Below are 24,832 nucleotides of genomic sequence, written 5' to 3'. Positions count from 1 at the left end.
GCGGCGTGGTTGGTGGGGACGGGGGCGGTCGCGTTTCCGGTGCAGGTGCCGGAAGGCGCCCAGGGCGAGGGGCCGGAGGTGACGGAGCTGCGCGCGAGGCTGGCCGAGCGCGACGCCGAGCTGAAGGCGACCCTGGCCAGGCTGCACCTCTACGAGGATGAGGCCCTCTACGCCGAGGCCGAGGCCCTGGGAATCACGGAGATGGTGAAGGCCTCTGGCCTCCCCGCCCGGCAGCAGCGCCGGCTGGCGGTGGCCATCGTCCGTGAGGCGGCTCGCAACAACATCGACCCGCTCCTGGTGGTGGCGGTAATCCGCTGCGAGAGCTCCTTCAACAACTACGCGGTGTCCCACGTGGGGGCCATGGGCCTGATGCAGGTGATGCCGGCCACCGGCACCTGGCTGGCGGACAAGGCCGGCCTGCGGCTGGGCCGCACCAGCAACCTCTTCGACTCGGAGACCAACGTGGAGCTGGGGACCGCGTACCTGGCGGACCTCATCCAGCGCTTCGGCACCGTGGAGAAGGCCCTGGTCGCCTACAACGCCGGCCCCGGGCTGGCCCGCCGCATCCTGGCCAAGAAGGAGGCGCGCACGAAGTTCATGGCCGGGTACCCCGCCAAGGTCGTGAAGGAATTCCGCAAGCTGAAGGCCGAGCAGACGAAGCAGCTCACACTGCGAGAGGCCCAGAAGGCGCACGGGCAGAAGAGCTGAGCGCTGAGCGACACGCCATGCGACGGGTGCACGACAGTCGCGAGAAAGTTGCGGGGTGGGGGGTAACCAAACCCGCGGACCCTGTGCACTGTGCGCCGGGCGGGAGCACCCCACGGGTCCTCCGTGGAAGGACTGGAGCGAAGACGCTCCAGCCAGGGCTCCGCGCCAACTTGGAGAGCACAGCAATGGCGGCGCTACAGATCCACCGTGAAGAGTCCGCAGGTTTCGTGACGCTGCGACTGGAAGGCACGCTGGACGGCAAGACGGCGGAAGAAGTCCAGACATCCCTGAGCGCCCTGAGCGGGTGTGAGGTCGTCCTGGACTTCGCCCACCTGCGGGAGTTCAAGGACAGCGCCGTGGGTGTCCTGACGCAGGGCCTGGTGGAGCGCCCTGTCCAGCTGCGTGGCCTGGCCACCCACCACGAGCGGATGTTCCGATACTTCGGTGTGGGCACAGGGACGTCGCCGCGCCCCGCCTACTACACGCCCGAGGACCTCCTCCTGTCGTAGGCGCTTCGCCGCCTCGGGAGGGAGCGTCCGCGGTGCAAGCCCGGACGCGAGGCGTGTTGGCAATCGAGGGAGTCGGCTACAGTGGCGGCAGATGAACCAGCCCGCCCGCGCCCTCTCCCCGGTGCCTTCCCCCGCAAACGCGCGCTCGGCGATGGAACGCATCGCCACCCAGCTGGGCCGCGCGGTTCAGGGAAAGTCCGCCCAGCTCCAGCTCGTGGTGACGTCCCTGGTCGCCGGCGGCCATGTGCTGCTGGAGGACGTCCCGGGTGTGGGCAAGACGACGCTCGCCGAGGCCCTGGCCAAGGCCTGTGGCCTGAGCTTCGCCCGCGTCCAGTTCACCGCGGACCTGATGCCCGCCGACGTGCTGGGCGCCCAGGTCTTCCACGCGCAGACGGCCACCTTCCAGTTCCGCCCCGGTCCCCTCTTCCGGCAGCTCGTGCTGGCGGATGAGCTGAACCGCGCCCCGCCGCGCACCCAGTCCGCGCTGCTGGAGGCCATGGCGCAGGGGCAGGTCTCCCTGGACGGCGCCACGCACGTGCTGCCCGCGCCCTTCACGGTGGTGGCCACGCAGAACCCGGTGGACTTCTCCGGCACCTACCCGCTGCCGGACTCGCAGCTGGACCGCTTCATGGTGCGCATGTCCCTGGGCCACCCGACGCCGGAGGTGGAGGCCGGGCTGCTCGTCACCCGCGACGGCGCGCCGCCCCTGGACGCGGTGGAGAGCGTCTCCGGTCCCGAGGAGCTGGCGTCGCTGCGCGCGTTCGCGGCGGCGCTCCGGCTGGACGCTTCGGTGGCGGACTACGTGGTGCGGCTGGCCACTGCCACGCGCTCACATGGGGACCTGGAGCGAGGCGCCTCCACCCGCGCGGTGCTCGCGCTGGGCGCGGCCGCGCGGGCCAACGCGCTGTGGGAGGCCCGGGACTTCGCCACGCCCGGAGACGTCCGCGCGGCGCTGGTGCCCTGCTGGGCCCACCGAATCCTGCTGCGCAGCGCCGTGCAGGGCGTGGCCGCGCGCGACGAGGCGGCGCACCTGCTGGAGGAGATCGCCCGAAAGGTCCCGGCGCCCCGGTGAAGCCCCGGCTGCCGTCATGGTGGGCCCGGGTCCGCTCGCGGCTCCGCCCGCCGCGCACCCTGAAGGTGACGCGCATCGGACGCACCTATCTGGTCGTGACGTTCGGCGTGGGCCTGGGCGCCCTCAACACCGGCAACAACCTCCTCTACCTGCTGCTGGGCCTGCTGCTGAGCATGGTGGTGGTGTCGGGCGTCCTGTCCGAGCGGTGCCTGCGCTACCTGTCGGTGCGCCGCGTGGGCGCGGACGCGGCCTTCGCCCAGGAGCCCTTCGCCTTCCGGTGGGCCGTCTCCCGCGGCCAGGGCCACGCCTTCGCGCTCACGCTGTCGGAGGCGGACTCGCCGCTCACCGGCGTGGGCGGCGTGGGCTACCTGCCCGCGGGGGTGGACCACGTCGTGCGAGCGGACCTCACCGCGCCCCAGCGCGGGCCCGTGCTGCTCACGGGCGTGCGCGTCACCACCACCTGGCCGCTGGGGCTGTTCGCCAAGACGCGCACGTTTCCGCTGGAGAGCACGCTGCTCGTCTACCCGCGGCGGACCTACGCCTGCCAGGACCCGGGCGCGCCGGAGCAAGGCCCCGTGGGCGACGCGGGCAATCCCCGCCGCAATGACGGCAACGGAGACTTGAGCGGTCTGCGGGAGCTGGCGCCGGGTGAGGACGCCCGGCGCATCCACTGGATGAAGAGCGCCTCCGCCGGGAAGCTGCTGCGGGTGGAGCGCGAGCGCGAGGAGCGGCGCACCTTCATGCTGACGGTGGCGGACGGGCTCGACGCGGAGGCGCTCGAGCGCCGCTGCGAGGAAGTGGCCGCCCTGGCCAGCCGGCTCATCGAGGAAGGACACGAGGTGGGCCTGGACACGCCAGAGGAGCGCCTCCGCCCCGCCGCGGGTATGGCCCAGGAGCGGCGCCTGCTGCGGGTGCTGGCGTGGCTGGGGCACGAGCGCCCTCGCGGTGACGAGGAGGCGGCATGAGGAAGGGCACGCGGCTGAGGCTGGTGCTGCGGGACCTGGGCTCCGGGTTCGCCTTCGCGTCCATGGCGGTGTCCGGCCAGCTCCCCATCTGGTCGTTGGTCCTCTACGGCGTGGCCCTGGTGGTCGCGCTGGCGGGGCGGCGCCCCTTCTCCAACCGGGTGAAGCTCACGGCGCTGCTGCTGCTGGCCGTGGCGCTGACGCTGGGCACGAACGTGCTCGCGGGCTCGCTCAACCTGGTGGTGGCGGCCTGTGCCTTCGCGGGCCTCATCTCCGCGCAGCGCCTGCTGTCCACGCCGGACGCGACCACCGACGGCCAGGTCCACCTGTCCGGCCTGTTGATGGTGGCGGGCGGCGCGGCCCTCTCCGGTGAGCTCGTCTACGGCCTCTTCCTGATTGGCTTCGGCGTGCTGGCCAGCATCGCCCTGGCGCTGGGCGTGGTGGAGTCCGCCGTCCCCGAAGGCGAGCCGGTCCCGGTGCGCGCGGTGATGGGCCCGCTGGCCACGGGCGTGGGCTTCGCCGTGGTGGGCGCGGTGGCCTTCTTCATCCTCTTCCCCCGCCTCAACTGGAACATGATTGGCCCCAGCGCCTCGCCTGGCCTGGGCGTGGCCACCGCGGGCTTCTCCAACACCGTGCGACTGGGCGGCGCGGGCACCATCAAGGGCAACCCGCGCATCGTGCTGCGCGCCACCCTGTCCCCGGACCCGGAGAAGGACGCGCTCGACGCGTACTGGGTGGGCCGCACCTATGACGTCTTCGACGGCCAGGAGTGGTCCAGCGCGCGCACCACCAGCGACGGCGCCGGGTTCATGACGACGCTGCGGCCGGGACGGGAGAACCTGGTCCACCAGCGCGTGGAGCTGATGCCCGCGTACGGCGCGCGCACGCTGGTGGCGATGGAGACACCCTCGCGGCTGGGCAACGCCGTGGCGAACACGCGGCAGGGCTCCCGGCGCACCCAAATCCACGAACTGGGCGGCGGCGAGGTGCGCTTCCGCGACTCCGGCATCTCGTATTCCTATGAGGCCTACAGCCTCCCGCCCGGCGCCAGCGGTGACGACCTCCAGGACCTGCCCCCGGAGGAGCAGGACGCTTTGCTGGCGCTGCCGGAGGGGCTGGACGTCCGCGTCGCCCAGACGGCCGCGCGGGTGCTGAACGGCGAGCGCGACCCGCTGGCCGCCGCGCGGAAGCTGTCCGCGTGGCTGCAACGCGAATACAGCTACACGCTGGAGCTGAGCGGCGACGTGCCAGACCCGGTCGCCGACTTCCTCTTCCAGCGCAAGCAGGGACACTGCGAGCACTTCGCCACCGCGCTCACGTTGATGCTGCGCACCCAGGGCATGCGGGCGCGGCTGGCCACCGGCTTCTTCGGCGGCGAGCGCGTGACGGGCGGCTACGTGGTCCGCGCGGGTGACGCGCATGCCTGGACGCACGTGCTGGTGCCGGGACGCGGCTTCATCACCGTGGACGCGACACCGCCGGCCCACCGCGCGAGCCAGTCTCCGCGCCTGCTGGAGCAGCTCATCAACTTCTACGAGGTCGTGGAGTCGCAGTGGCGCGACGTCGTCCTGGACTACAACTTCCGAGATCAGCTGACGGTCCTCCGCTCGCTCAGTCGCTCACACGAGGTGCCGAAGAAGGACGAGCCGCCTGGCCGTGCGCCGCCTCCCCGGGCCTTCGGTGTAGCGCTGCTCGCCGCCGCCGCGGCCTATACCGCCTGGCGGTTGCTGACCCGGTTCCTGTCGCGTGAGCGACCGCTGGAGGCCACGCGCTTCGCGGACGCGGTGGAGGCGCAGCTCACCTCCGCGCGCATCACACGGGTCGACGGGGAGACACTGGAAGCGCTGGACGCGCGGCTTGCCCGGGAGCGGCATCCGCTGGCCCCCGCCCTGGCGCCCGTCACCCGGCGCTACCTGGAAGCCCGCTTCGGCGGCCGCCCGCTCCTGCAGGGAGAGGCCACGCGGCTGCTGGCGGACCTGAGGCGGGCTGTTCTCACGCAGCCCCAGCGCGTCGCCAGCGAAGGCACCCGCCCGCCCCAAGCGCGCGCTTCCTGACACCCTGGCTTCAGTCCCCGCGCCTGTCTGGCCGGCCGCCCACCTCGCGTGCCGGCGGCCTGGGCGTGTCAGCGGCGTGAGGCGTCGTTACGCCTTTTCCGGCGGGGCGGCCACGTCGTGGGACGGGCATCGCTCCAACGGCCGCGCCCCCACTGGGAGCACGGCCCTGCGCAGCCCCCGGAGGCCCGAATGCGAACAGTTCTGAATCTCCTACAGCTAGCGCATCCGGCGATTCATGCCGGTGCAACGTAACGGTTACAGGATTGCGGCTTCGCAGACGCCGCTGGAGCGCGCCAACCCCTCGCAGACATTGGGGATGACCCTTTGGGGCAGGTTGGCATTTCCGTTGCTCAAGCTCCCGTTGTCACGTCGTCAGACGAAATCCATCCATCTTTGGCCTCCCCGCGAGGCCCACCGTCGGAGAAATATTTCATGCAGGCATCCACCGAGCAGTCGTCCAACTCCGGCTCCCTGGCGATGTACCTCTCGGAGATCAACCACTACTCCCTCCTCAAGGTGGAGGAGGAGCAGGAGCTCGCGCGCCGCTTCCTCAAGGGCGACCTGGCGGCCGGGCACCGGATGGTGACCGCCAACCTGCGCTTCGTGGTGAAGGTCGCCTACGAGTACCGCTCCTACGGCATCAAGATGTCCGACCTCATCCAGGAGGGGAACATCGGCCTGATGAAGGCCGTGCAGAAGTTCGATCCGGACAAGGGCATCCGCCTCATCTCCTATGCGGTGTGGTGGATTCGCGCGTACATCCAGAACTACATCCTCAAGAGCTGGTCGCTCGTGAAGCTGGGGACCACCCAGGCGCAGCGGAAGCTGTTCTTCAGTCTGGCCCGCACGCGCCGCGAGCTGGAGAAGTTCGGCAGCGGCGACGCGGCGGTGAACGTGGATGACATCGCCCGCCGGCTTCACGTGAAGCCGGGCGAGGTGCGGGAGATGGAGCAGCGCATGGGTGGCCGGGACTTGTCGCTGGACGCGCCCATGGGCGAGGACGGCGGCAACAGCCACGTGGACTTCGTGGTGAGCGCCGCGGCCCCGCAGGATGACGAGTTCGCGGACAAGGAGGAGGCGGGCCTCATCAACGCCCGCGTCCGCACCGCGCTGATGCGCCTGGACCCGCGCGAGCGCTTCATCATCGAGCAGCGCGTCATGAACGAGCGCCCCATGACGCTCAAGGAGCTGGGTGAGCACTTCGGCTTCTCGCGCGAGCGCGCCCGCCAGCTGGAGATTCGCGCCAAGGACAAGCTCAAGTCGGAGCTGGCCGCGCTCATGGCCGAGGTGGACCCGGAGGCCGTCGCCGTCCAGCAGTGAGCCGGGGTTGACGCGGCCAGCTGCCCCGGCATTCCGGGGCTGGCCCGCCTCGAAGCGCCTCCGCCCTGCTGGCGGGGGCGCTTCCCATTTGAAGGCGTTGTTTCACGGCCAGCCGTGGGCCTGCTAGAAGGGGCCGGTTTCCCTTCGAAGGAGCCCCCCGCTTGGCCCACGGTTCGCCGCCGATCTCCGAGGATCGCGTCCCTGTCGCGCAAACGCTCGCGACAGTCGCCCACACTCCGTACGTCCCCCCCGACAGGTCTCCGGCGGAGATGACGATGCGGGCCCTGGTGCTCGGCTCGGTGCTGGGCATCGTGTTCGCCGCCTCGTCCGTGTACCTGGCCATCAAGGTGGGCCTCACGGTCTCCGCGTCCATTCCCGTCGCGGTGCTCTCCATCGCCATCTTCCGGGCCCTGGGCAACTCCAGCATCCTGGAGAACACCATCGTCCAGACGACGGGGTCGGCCGGTGAGTCGCTCGCCTTCGGCGTGGCCGCCGCGCTCCCCGCCCTGCTGCTGCTGGGCTACGACATCAGCCTCACCCACGCCTTCCTCACCGCGGCGCTGGGCGGCGTGCTGGGCGTGCTGATGATGATTCCGCTGCGCCAGGGCCTCATCGTCCAGGAGCACGGCAGGCTGCCCTACCCGGAAGGCACCGCCAGCGCGGACGTGCTCATCGTCGGCGAGCAGGGCGGCACCAACGCCCGCACCGTCATCACCGGCTTCGTGGTGGGCGGCGTCTACAAGCTCGCCTACTCCGGCATGAAGCTGTTCCGCGAGGTGCTGAGCACGCCGCTGCAGGGGCTCAAGAGCGCCACCGTCTCCACCGAGGTGAGCCCGGAGCTGCTGGGCGTGGGGTACATCATCGGCCCCCGCGTGGCGGCCATCACCTTCGCCGGTGGTGTGCTGAGCTACCTCATCCTCATCCCGGCCATCTCCTTCTTCGGCGGCGGGCTGGAGACGCCGCTGCTGATGCACAACGGCCAGCTCATCCGGGACATGTCGCCGGACGAGATTCGCAACGCCTACGTGCTCTACATCGGCGCGGGCGCCGTGGCGACGGGCGGCCTCATCAGCCTCATCCGCTCGTTGCCCACCATCGTCGGGGCCTTCAAGCGCAGCCTGGAGACGCTGACGGCGTCGCGGGGCCAGGGCGCCGTGCCGCAGCTCTTGCGCACGGAGCAGGACCTGCCCATCACGCTGGTGCTGGGCGGCAGCGCGATGCTGGTGCTGGCCATCTGGCTGGCGCCGCCGCTGGAGGTGAACTTCATCTCCGCCATCCTCATCGTCATCTTCGGCTTCTTCTTCGTCACGGTGAGCGCGCGCATCACCGGAGAGATTGGCAGCTCGTCCAACCCCATCTCCGGCATGGTGGTGGCCACGCTGCTCATCACCTGCCTCGTGTACCTGCTCATGGGCTGGACGTCGTCCGAGGACCGCTTCATGGCCCTCACCACGGCGGCCATCGTCGGCATCGCCGCGTCCAACGGCGGCACCACCGCGCAGGACCTCAAGACGGCCTTCCTGGTGGGCGGCACGCCCCGGCGCCAGCAGATGGCGCTCTTCGTCGGCGTGCTCACCAGCGCGATGTTCATCGGCCTGGTGCTGGTGACGCTCAACCGCGGCGCCACCGTCACCATCCCCGAACCCCACCCGGGCGTGAAGGTGACGGAGTTCTCCAACGAGACGCGCGTCCAGCACACCTTCCCCTGGGCCGTCTCCGCCGACACCCTGGCCGCGCGCGGCCTGGACGTGGCGGCGCTGCGCAAGGCCGTCTGGGCGCAGGGCTACGAGCTGAACACGCAGGGCGCCACGCCGGAGCTGCGCAGTTGGCGCGACGTGTCCTCGCAGGACCTGGGCGCGGTGACGCTCAACGTCCCCAGCGGCGCCCCCATCAAGGTGGCGGACCTGGGCGCCGTCACGGACGGCCCGGAGCGCACCTACAAGGAAGGCTATGTGCGCGGCGCGGACACGCCGGTGCCCGCGGGCAAGTACCTGCTCGATGCGTCCGACACCATCCAGTACGTGGTGGACCCGGGCATCGGCGGTCGCATCAGCGTCTACGAAGGCCAGCAGCTGACGCGCTACGCGGCGCCCAAGGCGCAGCTCTTCGCGCTCATCATCGACGGCATCCTCACCCAGAAGCTGCCGTGGGATCTGGTGCTCCTGGGCGTGTTCATCGCGCTGATGTTGGAGCTGTGCGGCGTGTCCTCCCTGCCCTTCGCGGTGGGCGTGTACCTGCCCATCAGCAGCAGCGCGCCGCTCTTCGTGGGCGGCATGGTGCGCTACTTCGTGGACCGCATCCGCGGCGGTGAGTCCGACTTCTCGCCAGGCACCCTGCTCTCCTCCGGCTTCATCGCCGGCGGCTCCATCGCGGGTGTGCTCATCGCCTTCCTGGAGATCGCCACCGACGGAGCAGGCACCCGCGCGCTGAACCTGCCTGCCCTGCTGGGCAACCAGGGCGGCCTGGGCGGCTTCCTCAACCTGGTGGGCGAGAGCGAGCACGCCCACCCGCTGTGGTCCAACCTCTGGGGCCTGCTCTTCTTCGGCGGCCTCACGCTGTTCCTGCTGCGCTCCGCCCTCAAGGGCCCGAGCGCCGCCGTGTCCCCGCCGCCGCAGAAGGAAGCGTAGGTCGGTTGAAACACCGCTGAGACACCCCGGGGCGGCGAGGCGCATTCCTCGCCGCCCCGCTCATTTCCGGGGCGGGTGCGGCGTGCCTCCTGAAACCCCGTCCAGGAGGCGGCGCGCACCCACCCGGGCCAGCGCCCTCAGAGCGGCGAGTGGGAGGGCGGCACGTGCTCGGGCGGCGCGACGCCAGCGGCCCCCGCGGCCTCCGCGCACACGTACTCCGTGCGCAGCGGCGCGACGATGCCGAAGGTCGCCGCGAAGACGACGGGGCCCCACCACGGCCAATACACATCCACGCGGGAGAAGCCGTGCTGGCACTCCGGCGTCACCACGTTGGAGGTCGTCAGTCCGGCGACCAGGCTCACGCCCGTTTGTTGTTCGGGCGCCCCTCCGCGCGGCGCTCCGGAGCGGAGGCTCATCCGGAAACACCCCGTCAGCGAGAGCAGCAGCAGTGAGCACGTCAGCAACCGCGCCATGGACGTCGCCCCGCTCCGGCGGATGACGCATGTGGCAACACAACCGGAAATCCCCGTCATTCTCATCCCCGTCACCGGGACCCCACCCAAGCCCTGGGACTTCCACGGGCCGTGTCCTGGGTGGCCGTCCAAAATCGGGTTAGGCTCGGGTGACAGCATGGCCCACCCCCCTAAAGCCATCCAGGAATCCAACGCGGAGCATCAGCTTTCGCCCGAGGCACGCGAGAAGGTTGAGTTGGCGAAGACGTTCGCCTTCCACCTGCTCAAGGGCATCAAACAAATCGGGATGTATCGCCACAACGAGTCGCGTTTCCCGGAGTTCCTCGGGAAGGCGCTCGAGTCGATTGCCTCCTACACGGAGAAGTTCGGCCCCCTGTCGATGAAGGTGGAGCAGCAGAACTTCCTGCTCCTCGGTGAGGCGCTGTTCTCCGAAGACACCCCGCTGCCCTACAAGTTCTTCCGCGACGGCATCCGGCAGCTCATCTTCCGCCCGGGTCTCACCGTGGAGGAGCTGACCACCTTCACGCTCATCGCCCTGTCGGAGCCGGAGCGCGGCGCGGAGGACGTGCTGGCGCAACTGTGGCGCGCGAGCATGGAGCACGTGGAGTACGTGGTGGTGGAAGGCTTCTCCATGGAGAACGCCTCCGAGGAGGAGGTCCAGGTCGAGGTCGACAAGGTGGTGGGCTACCTCTACTCGCGCCTGACGACGAACTCGGATGACTACCTGCGCTTCGCGCGTGTGTCCGCGGAGGACCTGGACGCCAGGCTGGACGGCGTGGAGCAGATTCGCGGCCTCGTGGTGGGCGGACGGCACGCCTCGGACGAGCTGAAGGCGAAGCTGCAGCGCGAGGTCTCCGAGGAGGAGAACGCCCGGCTGTTCCCCAAGCTGGTGAGCGCCGTGTTCCAGGTGGTGGAAGGCGGCGTGGATGACGCGTCCCTGCTCGAGGAGATCTTCGTGCAGCTCCTGGACATGCTCCTCCTCCAGGACGACTTCGGCACCGTCAACCAGATCGTCCTCAAGCTGCGCGCGCTGTCCCAGCGCGAGGGCAGCGAGGACCTGGCGAAGATGCTGGAGAACTTCCTCCACAAGATGGGTGAGGAGCAGCGCCTGATGCGCGTGGGCGAGTCGCTCAAGACGACGCGGCCGAAGAACCCCGCGGACGTGTCGCGCTACCTCCAGGGGTTGGACCGGGACTCCATCATCCCCCTGCTGTCGGTGCTGGAGAGCATCGAGGTCGCCGACAACCGCACCCTGCTGTGTGACGCGCTCGCGGGGTTCGCGCGCGAGCTGCCCGAGCCCTTCGTCGCGCGCCTGATGTCAGACCGGCCGCAGACAGTGCGCGACATGGTCTACATCCTGGAGAAGAGCAACCACCCGGAGCGGGTGAAGATGTTCGGCCAGGTGCTCAAGAGCCCCAACCTGGTGGTGAAGCTGGAGGTGCTCAACATCATCGGCCGCGGCCGCACGGGCGAGGCCCGGCGCATCATCGTGGACGCGCTCGCGGACCCCATCTCCCAGGTGCGCATGCTGGCGGCGAAGCTGCTGCCGGAGTTCGACCGCGACAAGGGCTACGTGGACCTGATGCGCCTGGTGCGGGAGCCCGGCTTCGACAAGAAGACGCCCGACGAGCGCGCCGCGGTGTACGCGGCCATCGGCTCCACGGGCACCCCGGGCGCCCTGTCGATGATGCAGCAGATGCTCGCGACGAAGCCGTCGCTGCTCAACAAGAAGCGCGTGCTGGAGGACAAGCTGCTGGCCATCCACGGCCTGGGCGGCGCGTGCTCCATCCAGGGCTACAAGATGTTGCAGGCGGTGGTGGAGGACAAGAACCAGCCGTTGGAGGTCCTCACCTCGGCTCGCAAGGCGATGTACCAGACGAAGAAGACGCTCTTCGGAGACTCGGCGCTGTCGGAGGAGGCATAGGCGCATGGCCGACAACCTGAAAATCACCCAGTCGCAGGACGAGAACACCAGCGAGTTCGGCCGCGAGCACAACGAGAAGCTCCAGGGACTGGCGCGCTCGCTGGTGGCCGGCATGTACATGCTGGTGCGCTCGGTGAAGATGTATGACCCGGAGAACGCGGTCTTCCAGAAGCCGCTGCACCAGCTCCAGGACATCATCAATCAAATCATCGGCAAGGAAGGCCGCCTGGAGCTCACGGGCGTCAAGGAGTCGTTCTACCTGAACGGCATGCTGGTGAAGGTGGACCTCAACTCCATCGAGAACCAGCGCTACCTGCTGGCGGAGCTGCGCTCGAAGGACGTGGGTGGCTTCACGCTCACCAAGCCCGTCACCGTTCCGGACCTGAAGAACTTCATCTGGATCTTCAGCAAGGAGCAGACGGCCGCGGCCGACGAGGACGGCCTGTCCAACCGCAAGCTGCTCAACATGCGGGTGGCCAAGTTCTCCAAGCTGAAGGAGAAGCTGAACAAGGACCTGGACAACCCGGGCGACCAGAAGGTGGACCGCAAGAAGTACGCGATGACCATCTACGCGCGCGCCGTGTTCTTCCTCACGAAGTACCTGGAGTCGGTGCGCGCCGGGAAGCCCATCAACGCCTCCAAGGCGCTGCGCCTGGTGCAGGACTTCGTCGACATCTCCTACGAGCAGCGGACGCACTTCCTGGGCATGACGACCATGCGGCGCGAGGACGACTACCTCGTGTACCACCAGGTCAACGTGTGCCTCATGAGCGTCGTCTTCGGCGCGGAGCTGGGCCTGACGAAGCCGCAGCTGCGCGACCTGGGCTACATCGCCCTCTTCCACGACGCCGGCATGGCCACGCTGTCGGAGGAGCTGTCGACGAAGCGCGGCGCGCTGACGCCCGAGGAGAAGCAGACGGTGCAGCGCGCGCCGCTCATCTCCGTGCGCAACATCCTGATGGAGAAGGGCTTCAGCCGCTCCACCTTGCTGCGCGTGGTGACGACGTTCGAGCACAAGACGGACTTCGGTACCGCCGTGCGCGACTCCCGCGGCAACATCCAGATGATCATCCCGAAGACGAACCTCGGGGCGTACGCGAAGATCATCGCCATCTGCGACGCGTACGACGCCCTCACCTCGAAGCGCCCGTACCGGGATGCCTACGGCCCCGAGGTGGCGCTGATGCTGATGTGGTCGGAGATGCGGAACAAGTTCGACCCGGAGCTGCTGGCCGTCTTCATGCGGGTGATGGCCATCCAGCCCGTGAAGGTGCTGTCCAAGCGCCAGCAGTCGCTCAGCGTGTCCGGCCTGTAGTCCGCTTCGCGCCGCCCGCCGCCTTCCGGGGCGCGGGCTGCTTTCGGGTGGCGGGCGGCGCCTCCGGCGAGGGGGCGGTGGCCCGGAGCAGCGCCAGGGCCGCCTCCAGGTCCGCGGGTATGGGCGCCTCCAGCTTCAGCACCTTGCCCGTGCGCGGGTGCGCGAAGGACAGGCGCCACGCATGGAGCGCCTGACGCCCCAGCCGCTCCTGGGCCTGCGCCGCGGCGCCCTTCGGCTTGCGCCCGGCGCCGTAGAGCGCGTCGCACAGCAGGGGGTGGCCGGCTTCGGACAGGTGCACGCGAATCTGGTGCGTGCGGCCGGTGAGCAGGTCCACCTCCACCAGCGCGGCGCCTTCGAAGGCTTCGAGGACGCGGTACACGGTGACGGCGCTCTTGCCCTCCTTCAACTTGCCCGTGAAGCGCTGGCGGTGGATGGGGTGACGGCCGTAGAGCGTCTCGATGCGCCCTTCCGCGGGCGGCACGCCGTGCACCAGCGCCAGGTACGTCTTCTCCACCGCGCGCGTCTTGAAGGCCTTCTGGAGCGCCACCAGCGCCTGCTCGTTCTTCGCCACGACGAGGCAGCCGGTGGTGTCCTTGTCGAGCCGGTGGACGATGCCGGGCCGCAGCTCGCCCCCGACGCCGGCCAGGTCCTTCACCCGGTGCAGCAGCGCGTTGACCAGGGTGCCAGAGGCGTGGCCCGCGCCGGGGTGGACGACCATGCCCGCCGCCTTGTCGACGACGACCAGGTCGCGGTCCTCGTGCAGCAGCGCGAGCGGGAGCTCCTCCGCCAACGGGACGGCGGGAACGGGCGCGGGGATGTGGAGGACGAGCAGCTCACCGCCGCGCAGACGCCGGGCCGGCTTGGCCGGCTGGCCGTCCGTGAGCACATGCCCGGCCTCGATGAGGCCGTGGATGCGGGAGCGCGTGAGGGCCGGGAACGCGCGCGCGAGGTACTGATCGACGCGCTCGCCGCGAGCTTCGGGCGGAGCGCGGAACTCTCGCGTGTCGGGCGCTACCACGGGGAGGGGGTTACCAGATCTTCGACTTCACATGCGCCTTCGAGCGCAGGACGATGTCGTTGATCGCCCGCTCAAAGAAGTTCATCTTCGTGAAGATCTCCTGGCTGACGCGGCTCTTGTAGAGATCGCGGCCCTCTTCGAGCTCCTCCTTGAGGACCTCGAAGAGGTTGTCCTGTTCGATTCCCTTGATGATCTTCTGCTCGTTGTAGAGCGAGATATCCGAGGCAATCGCACGGGCGAGCCGCATCGCCTTGACCTTTTCCTCGTCCGTCATCGTGCTACCTACTTAGGCAGCGGCTGAAGGCGAGTCAACTTTCCTCGCAACGCCGGTGACATCCGAGCACTTTCGGGGGCGCCCCTACTTCCGGCCTGCCTTCTCAGAAGACAGGGCGAGGTAGCTCTTGGAGACGCGGAGTGGATCCAACCCCAGCTCGCGGGCGAGGTTCATCAGGATACCTCGCAGGTAGACCGCGGGCGGGAGCGACGTGTAGCGGTCCGCCTCGACGTTCTCCAGGTGACTGCGCGTGATGCGGGTGCGGTCGGCCACCTGCTGGAGGGTCATCCCCCGGGCCTCGCGGACCTGACGGAGCAGCTCGCCGTTGAACTCGGCGTCGGACGGGATTTCCGGAATGCGAGGCCGCGGCTCCCGGGCCCGCGACGCGACCTGGGACACCTGCGCCAGCGCCGCCTCCGCCGTGGCGATAGCGGAGTCCTGGGCGAGCTGCGGCGCGTCTCCCAGGGGCCGTCCAGGACGCGCCCCGGCCCGGCCGGGCTCGGCTTGCGCCTCCGCGGAGGGTTCCGGACGCACAGGGACGATGGCGGCCGACTCGGCCTCGGCCTCGGGCGCCGGGCTGGAGGGCTCCGGGGGAGCCGCCGGCACCAGGCTGGTGCTTGCTGGAACCGGAGGGGGCGGAGCCTCGCGCTGCGACTCAGCGCTCGCGGCCTCCGTGCCCGTCCCCTCCCCCGAAGCCTGGGGCTGAATCGACGCCACGGGGACGTCCACCGCGCTCCCCATCCGCTGCGTGTCCTGCAACGAGCTGGACACATACGCGAACGAGAACCCACGGAAGAACGACGCCCGGAAGTCCGCCTGTCCCAAGGTCGCGGGCAGCGGCTCCACCCGAGGCTCCGTCGCCTTGTCCGCGGCCTCCCCTTCCCCGTCCCGCTCCGTGCTCGCGGTCTCCGAGTCCTCCACCGGCACGTCTCGCACTGCCCCTGGCCTCCCGTTCGTCCCCGCTTCGGGGACCTGCGTCGAAAGGAGGCCAGTCTGATCTTCCGCGCCGGGTGCGGCAACCCCAACAAGCTCCGGCTCCGCACGCTTTTCCACCGGCGCGTCGGCGTGAGCCACCGAGCCCCCCGTCGCCGCCGCATCCATCAACCGGCGGGCCGGGAGCCCCAGGTCCTTGTCGTACTCGGCGCGCAGCTCTTCGTCGGAGAGAATCTCCAGCGCCTCGGCCATCCGAGCGCGGAGCCCATCCACCTGGCCCTCGTCCACGAGCGCATAGACGGCGATGGAGTCCGGCGAATACAGCTCACTGAGCCGTTCGTACGCCGCCCGAATCTCCTCCATCGGCGCGGTGACGGGGACTTCGAGAATCTCGTAATAGGTCTGCTGCTCGAAGGGCTTCATGGTGTGGAGCGCTGGGGGGAGCCGTCGAGTGCGAGGATACGCGTTGCGATGCCCTGAATGGCAGTGGCCGCCGCGGAATCCGGCCGCTCCAGGAGGACGGGCTTGCGCTTGCGCACCGCGCGCCACGCCTCGTCGTCGTAGCGGATGGCCCCCAGGACATCCATTTCGATGCCAAAGAACTTCTTCCATGCGGCGGCCACGGACGCGCCCACGGACAGGTCCGCATCCGTGCGCGCCTGGTTCACCACGAGCCGGATGCGGAACGCGGACAGCTCCCGCTCCAGGCGCTCCGCGATGGCCGGGTCCTTGCGCCGGGCCTGCGCCAGCACGTCATGCAGCGTGCGCAGCGCCCCCTCGCGGGTGGTGAGCGCGTCCTCCACCAGGTCCTCGATGCCGTACTGCGACTCCACCTGCTGGAGCTTGCGGAAGAAGGCCGCCTTCGCGAAGCGGTAGGCGTTCTCCACCGACGTGGGCTCGGGCAGCATCACCAGCACGCCGTGGTCGGCGAGGATGAAGAAGTCGATGGTGTTGAAGCTCGTCCCCGCGCCCAGGTCCAGGATGAGGTAGTCCGCCGACGTGCCCATCAACGTCCGCAGCAGCTTCTGCTTCTGCGCGTACTTGAGGTTGGCCGCATCCAGCGCGTCCTGCGCCCCGGCGATCAGCGAAAGCCTCGGGATGCCGGTGGGGATGATGACCTCTTCCAGCTGCGCCTTGTTCCGCCGCAGGAAGTCGGACAGCGTCGCGGTGGGTTGGCCGACGCCCAGGCACGTGTGCAGGTTGGCGCCGCCCAGGTCCACGTCCACGAGCAGCACGTTGGCGCCCGACTGGGCCAGGGCCACCCCCAGGTTGGCGGACACCATGGACTTGCCAATGCCGCCCTTCCCGCCTCCCACGGCGATGATGCGCCGGGGGCGAGGACGGCGTGACAGACCAGGAGGGCCGGAGACCATGGGGCCTGGCTCCGTGGGGCCCAGGACACGGGATTCGGTCCGGGGCGCTCGCGAGGGTTGGGACATGCCCCCCCATCAAATCCCGAACCCAGGGTCGCGTCGACTCCCCGACCTTCCGCATCCGTTCAGTGGAACATCCCGGCCCGCGCGGGCGCCGGAAACCCGTCACTCCCGGTGTTTCCTGCCCCTGTGGCGAGCCCGGCTGCCAGGCAGGCAGGCGCTACTCGTCGAGCAGCTCGACGTTCCAGTACGACGCGTCCGCCAGGTGCAGGAACGGCAGCCACTCCCGGTACGTCACCTTGCGGCTGGCACCGCGGAACAGCGGCGTCCAGCGCGGGCGCACGGGCTTCTTGAGCAGCTTCATGTGGGCCTGCTCTGGCGTCCGCCCACCCTTCCTCAGGTTGCAGGGGACGCAGGAGCACACGACGTTCTCCCACGTCGTCTTGCCCCCTTGCGTGCGCGGCATGACGTGGTCCAGGTTCAGCTCGCTGCGCGGCAGGCTCTTCCCGCAGTACTGGCAGGTGTCGTTGTCGCGCGCGTAGATGTTGAGCCGGGAGAAGCGCACCCGCCCTCGGGGCAGATGGTCATACGCGCTGAGCACCAGGACACGGGGAACGCGGATGGTGCGCTCGATGGTGGTGATGCAGTCCTGCGTCGCGCTCAGCTCCGCCCAGTCCGCGAACTCGTAGAGCCGGTACTGCGAGTCGATGGCCTTGGCCACCCCCAGGTACAGGAGCGTGAACGCCCGCTTCACCGAGGTGACATGCACCGGCTGGTAGTACCGGTTGAGGACAAGCACGGCGCTGTTGATCATGGCGGGTTCCCTGGAATGGCGGCCGCGACGGCATCCGCGACCGCCTGGAGCTCCTCCTCCTCGAGACACCGGACGTCGAGGAGCACCTCGCCATCCGCGATCCTGCCAATAACCGGCGACCTTCCTCCGCGCAGGCGGTCCAGGAATGTTTCCGGCTTCTCCAGGGTGAGGATGCACGCGGAGGACGGCAACCCGGCCAGCGGCAGGGCACCCCCACCCACCTGTCCCACCACGCTGGCCACCCGCGCACGCACACCCTGCCCCGCCAGGAGGCCCTCCAGCCGTACCGCCCGGGCGCGCAGGTCCTCCGGCGACTGGGCAAGCAGGCGGTGCACCGGCACCTCCTCCGCCCGGCCATCCCGGTACAGCACCAGGGTGGCCTCGAGCGCGGCGACCGTCAGCTTGTCCACCCGCAGGGCCCGCATCAGCGGGTGGGCCTTGATGCGCGCCACCAGCGCGGCCCGGCCCACCACGACGCCCGCCTGGGGCCCACCCAACAGCTTGTCTCCCGAAAAGGCCACCACATCCGCGCCCGCCGCGACGGCCTGGGCCACCGTGAGCTCGCGGCTCAGGCCTTCGCCCTTCAACGGCGCCAGCGCGCCCGCGCCCAGGTCCTGGAACACCGGCACGCCGCGAGCGCGGCCCAGCGCCGACAGCTCCGCGACCTCCACCTCTTCCGTGAAGCCCACCAACGCGAAGTTGGAGCGGTGCACCTTCACCAGCAGCGCTGACTCCGGGCCCAGCGCCGCCGAGTAATCCGACAGCCGCGTCCGGTTGGTGGTGCCCACCTCCACCAGCTTCGCGCCCGACTGCCGCATCACCTCCGGGACACGGAAGCCACCGCCAATCTCCACCAGCTCACCGCGCGACACCACGCACTCGCGGCCGGACGCCAGCGCCGCCAACACCAGCAGCACCGCGCCCGCGCAGTTGTTGACGACGACCGCGTCCTCCGCGCCCGTCAGCGAGCGCAGCAGCCCCACGAGCGGCGCGTAGCGGCTGCCCCGCGCTCCTTCATCCAAATCGTACTCGAGGTTGGAGTAACCCCGGGCCACCTCCGCCACGCGCGCCACGGCCGAGGCCGCCAGGGGTGCGCGTCCCAGGTTGGTGTGCAGCACCACCCCGGTGGCGTTGAGCACGGGCCGCAGCCCCGGTGCGGCCAGCGTGTCCAGGGCGTGCTGGACGTCCGCGTCCTCGAAGCCCGGCCCGCCCGAGGCCACCAGCCGGCCCCGGGCCCGGTCGACCGCCAGCCGAAGCGCGGCCACGGCACGGGCCCTGGGGACTCCACTCAACAGGGGCTCCAGCGACGGGCGCCGCAGGAGCTGCTCGACGGAGGGGAGCGCGCGCAAGAGCGCATTCTTCCCACCGTCTCCACTGTTCGACGGGGCGCCCACGCCCCGAGTCTATGGGAGCCGCCGGGCAAGTTCCAGGCGAGCCCCGGAACATCGGGGTGACAAAAAGGAAAAGGCCCAGCCTCCCTCGGGGAGACTGAGCCTTCGGACTGAGCGCTAGGAGCGCTCAGGAGGTACTCAGACCGGGCGAACGTTCTGAGCCTGCAGGCCCTTGGGGCCACGGGCCACGTCGAACTCGACCTTCTGGCCTTCCTGCAGCGTGCGGAAGCCCTGGGTCTGAATCGCAGTGTGGTGGCAGAAAAGATCCTCGCCACCGCCGTCCTGCATGATGAACCCAAAGCCCTTCGCGTCGTTGAACCACTTCACGGTACCAGTCGCCATTACGCTTCTCTTCGTCTTTCTCTACCAGCTTCATGAATTGAGCTGGTTGCCACGCCGTGTGAGGGTGCGGCCTTGGCCATGTGTCACGTTTCCGGCCAGTTGCATAGGGGGACCCCCACACGCAGGCACCCTTTTTCAGGGCGTGGACATAACCCGCGGCCTTCGCGCTCCATTCCGCACGAATTCTCTACCGACACCACCCAGCAAGCGCCCGGATGGCGACGGCGCACCTACTTCGCGGCGCTCTTGAGCACGGGCAGCTTGGGCGCCCGTCCGTACAGCAGTTGGTACGTGTTGAAGGAGCGCAGCACGCGCTTGATGTAGCCGCGCGTCTCGGAGATGGGGATCTCCTCCACCCACGCGTCCAGCGCCAGGTCCGGCCTGTCGGACCTCCAACGATTCACCGCGCCGGGCCCCGCGTTGTAGCTGCCCACCGCGTAGGGCGTGTGCCCCTTGAAGCGCTTGAGCAAGCCGCCCAGGTAGTGGGCTCCCATGCGGATGTTGAGGTCGGGCTGGAGCAGCTGGTCCACCCTGAAGCGCTTGAGCTTCAGCTCGCGCGCCACGCCCTTCGCGGTGGACGGCATCAACTGGGTGAGGCCCATCGCTCCCGCCCATGAGAGCGCCTTGGGGTCCAGCGCGCTCTCCTCCCGCATCAGCGCCTGGAGCAGGTCCGGCTCCACGCCCGCGTCCGCGGTGTGCTTCTCGATGAGGTCGCGGAAGGCGTTGGGATAGGCCACCTCCCACACCACGCGCGTCTCCGCGGTGATGGGCCCGCTCAGGTCCTTGCGCAGCGCCAGCCGCGCCACCGCGTGGGCGGAGCGCTCGTCCCCGGCCTCGTGCAGCACCAGCACCAGCAGGCGCACGGACTCCGCGGGCAGGTTCGTCCGGTTGACGGCCAGCATCTCGGACGACACGGCTTCCTTGAAGCCCAGGCGGTACAGCTCCACGCCCGCGCGGAAGTGCGGGTCCTCGCCCATGGGGCCGGCGAACAGCGGCCAGGGGCTGACGGCCTCGGGCACGGTGAAGACCTCAGCGGACACCTTCTCCAGCCGCGGCGGGTCCACCTTCGCCAGCTGCGAGCGCGCCATCAGCCCATAGTAGGTCGCCGGGTGGTCCACGGAGAGCTTCTCGAACAGCTCCGCCGCGCCCTGGATGTTGCCCTTCTCCTGCATCGTCCGCGCCCGCCAGTAGCGCGCGCGCTCCACGTCGTAGCTCTCGTCCGCCTTGGCGAACTGCGCCTCGATGCGGTCCAGGAACGACAGGCCGGAGTCCTCCACGCCGGTGGTGCGGGCAATCCAGAACGCCTTGAAGAGCGCCTCGCCCAGGAAGTCTCCCTGCGGGTACAGCCGGGCCAGCGTGTCCAGGCGGGCCATGGCCTCCTTCGGGCGGCCCGTCTTCAGGTAGAGGTCGGCGGCGTAGAAGAGGCCGTCATCCGCGAACGAGTGGTCCGGGAACTCGCGCGCCAGCCGCTCGTAGGTCTCCATGCCCCGCGCCTGGTCCACGATGGAGCGCGACGAGCCGAGCACGTACAACACGCGCGCCAGCAGGTCGCGGTCCTGGCACTGCTCCGCCACCGGCGTCAGCACCTGGATGGCGCGCGTGTGCTGGCGCTCCTTGCGCAGGCCCTTGCCGAAGACGAAGTGCGCGCGGCAGGCCAGCGGGTCCGGGAGCTTCAGCTTCGGCAGCAGCGGCTCCAGCTGCGCCAGGCCGGCCTTGTTGCGGTGCAGCTCCACCAGCGCCTCGCCGCGCCCCACCTTCGCCTCCAACGGCGGCGCCTGCCCCTTGAGGCGCCGCTCGGCCTGCTTCGACAGGGCGGACAACGGATGCGCGGCCCACAGGCGCCACAGCGCGGCGCGCTCGGCGGCCCTGTCCCTCTTCTCCGCGGCGATGTCGGCGATGGCCATCAGCGCCTCGGCGCCCACGTTGCGGCCCCAGCTGGGCGCCGCGCGAGACGTGAGCGGCTCCAGCGCGGCCATGGCGCCCTCGGCGTCCTTCTTCTTGCGCAGCACGCGTGACAGGGCCAGCCGCGCGTCCACGTACAGCTTGGACTCCGGCGGCACCTGCTCCAGCAGCACCGCGGCTTCGTCGAAGCGGCGCAGGCTCTCCAGCGCCACGCCGCCATGCGTCAGGCAGCGGTCCTTCAGCGCGGGGTAGTCCGGGGCCAGCGCGGCGAACTCCGTGGCGGCGGACGCGTCATCCCCGGCGCGGACGGCAGCCAAAGCGCGCAGGTAGCGCACCGGCGGGCTGTCGCCCTCGTCCTTCAGCAGCTCGCGGGCGCGCGGGTACTGTCCACGGTCGAACGCGTCACGGGCCTCCTGCTTCTTGCCCTCGCCGAAGTACGGCGCCAGGTCCTCCAGCCCGTAGCGGCGGCCCCGGTGCACCACCGGCGTGGGCGGCGCGGCATTGGGGAAGGCGGGGTTGAGCACCTCCACGTAGCCCACCGGCAGCGGCGCCTTCTCCGAATCGGGAGGAGGTGACAGCTGCGCTTCGGGAGGCGCGTTGCTGGGGTGCTGGGCCGGCGCTTCGGACGCCTCGGGCTCGGCCGGGGTGGACGAAACCGCCTGCGGGGCGGGGGCCTGCGCGGTCATCAGGAGCGCGGAGGCGGCGACGGCGAGTTTGGAAAGGAAGGGCTTCATACGCGGGGGCGGGTTCCCAGGGAGATGCGCGCGGGCTCGCCCCAGGACAATCAGCAGGTCATGGAAAATTTCCGGAGACTGACACAGGTTAGACTGTCCGCCTCCTCATGGACATCCGGACACAGAGCGCGCTGCTGGCATCCATCATCGGGCTCGCCCTGGGCGTGTCCATGTTGCTGCGGCCCGGCAGGCCCAGGGTACTGACGCTGTACTCCGTCTTCGCGCTGACGGTCGCCGGCTACTACCTTTCGCTCTTCTTTCACAGCATCTTCCCGGCCGGCGACTACCCGTGGACATCCCGCATCTTCGTGGGCGCCACCCTATTGGTGGGTTCGCTGGTGCCGGGCGCGGCCGTCGCCTTCTTCCTGGAGTTCCTGGGCGTCAGCAAGGGGACGAACCTGGTGGGCCGCCGGCTCGCCCTGCTGTCCGCCGTGCTGGGGCTGACCGTGGCCGTCACCCCCCTGGCCGACAAGCTCTGGGCCCGGGTGGGCATGGGCGTGTGGGTGCTGGGCACGCTGCTGACCTACGGCTCCTTGCTGCTCCACCGGGTCCGCACCACGGAGTCGCGCATCGAGAAGTTCCGGCTGGCGTACCTGGCCATCGGCGCGGGCGCGGCCATCCTCTTCTCCGCGCTGGATTTCCTGGTCAGCTTCGGCATCCCCTTCCCCACGCTGGGCTCGGTCTTCTCCACGCTGTACCTGTTCTTCCTGGCCCACACGCTGCTGCGGCTGCGGCTCATGGACCTGCACGAGCTGCTGGGCAAGATTGCCTCGCAGACGGTGCTGGCCAGCATCCTGGCCGCCGTCTTCACGGTGCTGACGGCGTGGGGGAAGGAGAACACCGGCCTCTTCCTCTTCAACACGGTGGTGGCCGCGTTCGTCATCCTCATCCTCCTGGAGCCCCTGAAGGTGAAGGTGGAGGAGATGGTGGTGCGCATCTTCTTCCGCGAGCGCTTCGCCCTCCTGGACTCGCTGGGCTCGCTGCGCGTGCGCATCGCGAACGTCATCGAGATCTCCGAGCTGGCCCGGCTGGTGCTGGACACGCTCCATGAAACGGGCCGCGTGACGCACGCCTCCGTGTACCTGCTGGCGGAGGACCGGCCCGGGTACCGGCTGCTGGACTCGCGGGGCCCGCTGCCGGTGGCCTTCCTGGACACGGCGGTGGCGCGCGGGCTGCTCTTCGCGGCGGCCAGCGGACAAAAGGCGGTGCTGCGGGAGAACGTGGAGCGCCGCATGGCCACCATGCGGCTGCAGGCGGTGGAGGGCAAGCGCTACCGGGACGAGCTCAAGCGGCTCAACGACACGCGCGCGGCGCTGGTGCAGGTGAAGGCCGGCATCGCCGTGCCGCTGATGGGCAATGACCGCGTCATCGGGTTCCTCAACCTGTGGGACGAACGGGTGCCGGAGGCCTTCGCGTCCGACGAAATCGCCATCATCCTGGAGGTGGCGGAGCGGCTGGCGACGGTGCTGGAGAACTCCAAGCTCTACGAGAAGATCCGCGAGCGGGACCGCCTGGCCGCGCTGGGTGAGATGGCGGCGGGCCTGGCGCACGAAATTCGCAATCCGCTGGGCGCCATCAAGGGCGCTGCGCAGTGCCTGGACCCGGCGCAGTTCCACGGCGAGGACGCCGAGTTCCTCGACGTCATCGTCGAGGAGGTCAACCGGCTCAACGGCGTAGTGACGGCGTTCCTCGACTACGCGCGTCCGATGAAGCAGAGCTTCGGCACCACCGACCTCAACGAGGTGGTGACGCGCACCATGCGGCTCATCCAGAACGACGTGCCCTCCAACCTCCACCTGGCCGTGGAGCTGGACTTGATGCTGCCGCGCGTGGACGGCGACGCGGAGCAGCTCAAGCAGGTGCTCATCAACCTGGTGCAGAACGCGGTGCAGGCGCTCGGGACGCGCGAGGGCCGCATCAGCGTGCGCACGGAGAAGCCGGAGCGCTTCGGGGAGCTGCGCAGCGCCGGCGCCGAGTTCGTGGAGGTGCAGGTGTCCGACAACGGCCCCGGCATTCCTCCGGACCAGCACCCGCACATCTTCGTGCCCTTCTACACGACGAAGCAGAAGGGCACCGGCCTGGGGCTGGCCATCTGCCAGCGCATCGTGAAGAACCACGGCGGCAGCATCTCCGTGCAGAGCAAGGTGGGCGAAGGCACCACGTTCGTCATCCGGTTCCCCGCCCTCCCCACCGAGCAGCCCGCGGACGCCACCTCCGTGGAGGGCCTGCCCGCCGGGAAGCGGCCGTCGCAGTCCTTGCCCATGCCCGACGAGCTGCGCGACGGGGGCAAGCCGTCCCACGTGGAGGCCCGCGCCAAGCGGGAGCGCCGCAAGCGGCTCCGCGCGTAGCGACACCGCTTTCGCTCCTGAGGGCGCGCGCCTATAGGGTGATCCCCATGAGCGCATGCCCCTTCTGCCAGTCCGCGATGCAGCCCAGTCCGAGCGGTGAGCTTCCCCTGGAGACCTGCGGTGACTGCGGCGCAGTGTGGTTCGAGGGCGATGCGCTCGCGAAGGTCATGGGCGGCGCCGTCTCGGACGCGCTCCTGCGCCGCTCGAAGGACCGGCCGGGAAGCTGCAAGGCCTGCCACGGTGAGCTCCAGTTCGTTCCGGAGTGTCCCCACTGCTCGACGCGCGCCCCCGCCTGCCCGCGCTGCGGCCAGGCGCCCCTGCCCGTGGTGGAGGTGTTCGGCGTCCCCATGGAGGTGTGCTCGGGCTGCGCGGGGGTTGCCCTGGATGCGGGCGAACTCCAGCAACTCCAAGCCGCCGTGGAGACGTACCGCAGCGCGCCGCTCGACCTCCGGCCCACGGTGCGAATCGAAGGGAAGCCGTGCTGCACCGCGTGCCGGCGAGACATGCTGCCAGCGCATGGTTTTGTATGGGAGGAAGCCCTCTACTGTGGAAGCTGCGCGCCGAGTGGCGCAACCCCGTTCACGGAAGAGATGGACAGCGGCAAGGGCATCCCCCTCGTCGTCCCCAGTCGGCGGGGGCCCGTGCTCAACGTTGGCGGCTTCGTCTCCGCTGGCATGATGTGGCTGCTCAAGCAGATGATGTCCGGCTCCCGCCCCACCTTTCGCTTCTGACTCACGGC

The 24,832-nt window shown here is 69.8% G+C and carries 20 protein-coding genes; 11 read left to right on the top strand and 9 right to left on the bottom strand.

What is annotated here, in order from left to right:
• From HV826_RS24855 to HV826_RS24825, 7 genes are all read left to right on the top strand, one after another.
• Nucleotides 1-708, top strand: a 708-nt coding sequence (locus tag HV826_RS24855) for a lytic transglycosylase domain-containing protein (RefSeq protein ID WP_176419465.1), incomplete at its 5' end; no start/stop codon positions are given.
• A gap of 185 nt (nucleotides 709-893) precedes the next feature.
• Entirely contained in the window at nucleotides 894-1,217 is a 324-nt protein-coding gene (locus tag HV826_RS24850; RefSeq protein WP_176419464.1) for an STAS domain-containing protein, read from the top strand.
• A gap of 91 nt (nucleotides 1,218-1,308) precedes the next feature.
• A complete protein-coding gene (locus tag HV826_RS24845; RefSeq protein WP_176419463.1) occupies nucleotides 1,309-2,289 on the top strand; it encodes a MoxR family ATPase in 981 nt (326 codons plus the stop codon).
• Nucleotides 2,286-3,254 (top strand): DUF58 domain-containing protein, encoded by a 969-nt coding sequence (locus HV826_RS24840; protein WP_176419462.1) that lies wholly within the window; start codon nucleotides 2,286-2,288, stop codon nucleotides 3,252-3,254. Before HV826_RS24845 ends, HV826_RS24840 begins: the two co-directional genes overlap by 4 nt.
• Nucleotides 3,251-5,305: a DUF3488 and transglutaminase-like domain-containing protein gene (locus tag HV826_RS24835; RefSeq protein WP_176419461.1), complete on the top strand. Its 2,055-nt coding sequence runs from the start codon at nucleotides 3,251-3,253 to the stop codon at nucleotides 5,303-5,305. The genes HV826_RS24840 and HV826_RS24835 overlap by 4 nt, the downstream gene beginning before the upstream one ends.
• Before the next feature lie 432 nt (nucleotides 5,306-5,737).
• Nucleotides 5,738-6,625, top strand: coding sequence for an RNA polymerase factor sigma-32 (locus HV826_RS24830; protein ID WP_176410570.1), 888 nt, complete (start codon nucleotides 5,738-5,740; stop codon nucleotides 6,623-6,625).
• Between the two features lie 161 nt (nucleotides 6,626-6,786).
• Nucleotides 6,787-9,252, top strand: a complete 2,466-nt coding sequence (locus HV826_RS24825; protein ID WP_176419460.1) for an OPT family oligopeptide transporter — start codon at nucleotides 6,787-6,789, stop codon at nucleotides 9,250-9,252.
• A 137-nt stretch (nucleotides 9,253-9,389) separates the two neighbouring features.
• Here HV826_RS24825 and HV826_RS24820 read toward each other — a convergent pair whose 3' ends face one another.
• Nucleotides 9,390-9,725 carry a hypothetical protein gene (locus tag HV826_RS24820; protein WP_176419459.1) on the bottom strand — a complete coding sequence of 112 codons (336 nt, stop codon included), beginning with the start codon at nucleotides 9,723-9,725 and terminating at the stop codon, nucleotides 9,390-9,392.
• Nucleotides 9,726-9,882: 157 nt separating this feature from the next.
• Here HV826_RS24820 and HV826_RS24815 point away from each other — a divergent pair, with 157 nt between their 5' ends.
• Together HV826_RS24815 and HV826_RS24810 are read left to right on the top strand one after the other, a co-directional pair.
• The gene (locus tag HV826_RS24815; RefSeq protein ID WP_176419458.1) at nucleotides 9,883-11,649 is read left to right on the top strand and encodes a HEAT repeat domain-containing protein; all 1,767 of its coding nucleotides are present in this window, start codon (nucleotides 9,883-9,885) and stop codon (nucleotides 11,647-11,649) included.
• Nucleotides 11,650-11,653: 4 nt separating this feature from the next.
• Complete coding sequence (locus HV826_RS24810) at nucleotides 11,654-12,964, top strand: HD-GYP domain-containing protein (RefSeq protein WP_176419457.1); 1,311 nt, start codon at nucleotides 11,654-11,656, stop codon at nucleotides 12,962-12,964.
• On the opposite strand, the gene HV826_RS24805 is transcribed toward HV826_RS24810, so the two are convergent.
• The 8 genes from HV826_RS24805 to HV826_RS24770 all read right to left on the bottom strand — a co-directional run bounded on the left by HV826_RS24805 (nucleotide 12,945) and on the right by HV826_RS24770 (nucleotide 21,745).
• Complete coding sequence (locus HV826_RS24805; RefSeq protein WP_176419456.1) at nucleotides 12,945-13,982, bottom strand: RluA family pseudouridine synthase; 1,038 nt, start codon at nucleotides 13,980-13,982, stop codon at nucleotides 12,945-12,947. The genes HV826_RS24810 and HV826_RS24805 overlap by 20 nt on opposite strands.
• Before the next feature lie 10 nt (nucleotides 13,983-13,992).
• The gene (locus tag HV826_RS24800) at nucleotides 13,993-14,256 is read right to left on the bottom strand and encodes a hypothetical protein (RefSeq protein WP_176419455.1); all 264 of its coding nucleotides are present in this window, start codon (nucleotides 14,254-14,256) and stop codon (nucleotides 13,993-13,995) included.
• Nucleotides 14,257-14,340: 84 nt separating this feature from the next.
• A complete protein-coding gene (locus HV826_RS24795) occupies nucleotides 14,341-15,612 on the bottom strand; it encodes a helix-turn-helix domain-containing protein (RefSeq protein ID WP_176419454.1) in 1,272 nt (423 codons plus the stop codon).
• Nucleotides 15,609-16,562: a P-loop NTPase gene (locus HV826_RS24790; RefSeq protein ID WP_176419467.1), complete on the bottom strand. Its 954-nt coding sequence runs from the start codon at nucleotides 16,560-16,562 to the stop codon at nucleotides 15,609-15,611. The genes HV826_RS24795 and HV826_RS24790 overlap by 4 nt, the downstream gene beginning before the upstream one ends.
• A 220-nt stretch (nucleotides 16,563-16,782) precedes the next feature.
• Entirely contained in the window at nucleotides 16,783-17,376 is a 594-nt protein-coding gene (locus tag HV826_RS24785; protein WP_163783077.1) for an HNH endonuclease, read from the bottom strand.
• Nucleotides 17,373-18,770: an L-seryl-tRNA(Sec) selenium transferase gene (selA, locus tag HV826_RS24780; protein ID WP_176419453.1), complete on the bottom strand. Its 1,398-nt coding sequence runs from the start codon at nucleotides 18,768-18,770 to the stop codon at nucleotides 17,373-17,375. Before selA ends, HV826_RS24785 begins: the two co-directional genes overlap by 4 nt.
• Before the next feature lie 135 nt (nucleotides 18,771-18,905).
• Entirely contained in the window at nucleotides 18,906-19,109 is a 204-nt protein-coding gene (locus tag HV826_RS24775) for a cold-shock protein (RefSeq protein ID WP_011553379.1), read from the bottom strand.
• A 230-nt stretch (nucleotides 19,110-19,339) separates the two neighbouring features.
• Nucleotides 19,340-21,745, bottom strand: a complete 2,406-nt coding sequence (locus HV826_RS24770; RefSeq protein WP_176419452.1) for a transglycosylase SLT domain-containing protein — start codon at nucleotides 21,743-21,745, stop codon at nucleotides 19,340-19,342.
• Between the two features lie 107 nt (nucleotides 21,746-21,852).
• Here HV826_RS24770 and HV826_RS24765 point away from each other — a divergent pair, with 107 nt between their 5' ends.
• Both HV826_RS24765 and HV826_RS24760 read left to right on the top strand, forming a co-directional pair.
• Nucleotides 21,853-24,093: an ATP-binding protein gene (locus tag HV826_RS24765; protein WP_176419451.1), complete on the top strand. Its 2,241-nt coding sequence runs from the start codon at nucleotides 21,853-21,855 to the stop codon at nucleotides 24,091-24,093.
• A gap of 47 nt (nucleotides 24,094-24,140) precedes the next feature.
• A complete protein-coding gene (locus HV826_RS24760) occupies nucleotides 24,141-24,824 on the top strand; it encodes a zf-TFIIB domain-containing protein (protein WP_176419450.1) in 684 nt (227 codons plus the stop codon).
• Nucleotides 24,825-24,832: the final 8 nt, after the last annotated feature.

The sequence above is a fragment of the Myxococcus sp. AM010 genome (assembly GCF_013372585.1).
Taxonomy (GTDB): Bacteria; Myxococcota; Myxococcia; order Myxococcales; family Myxococcaceae; genus Myxococcus; species Myxococcus vastator.
Note: the sequence above shows the minus strand (reverse complement) of the source record. Positions and strands in the feature narration are given on the sequence as shown.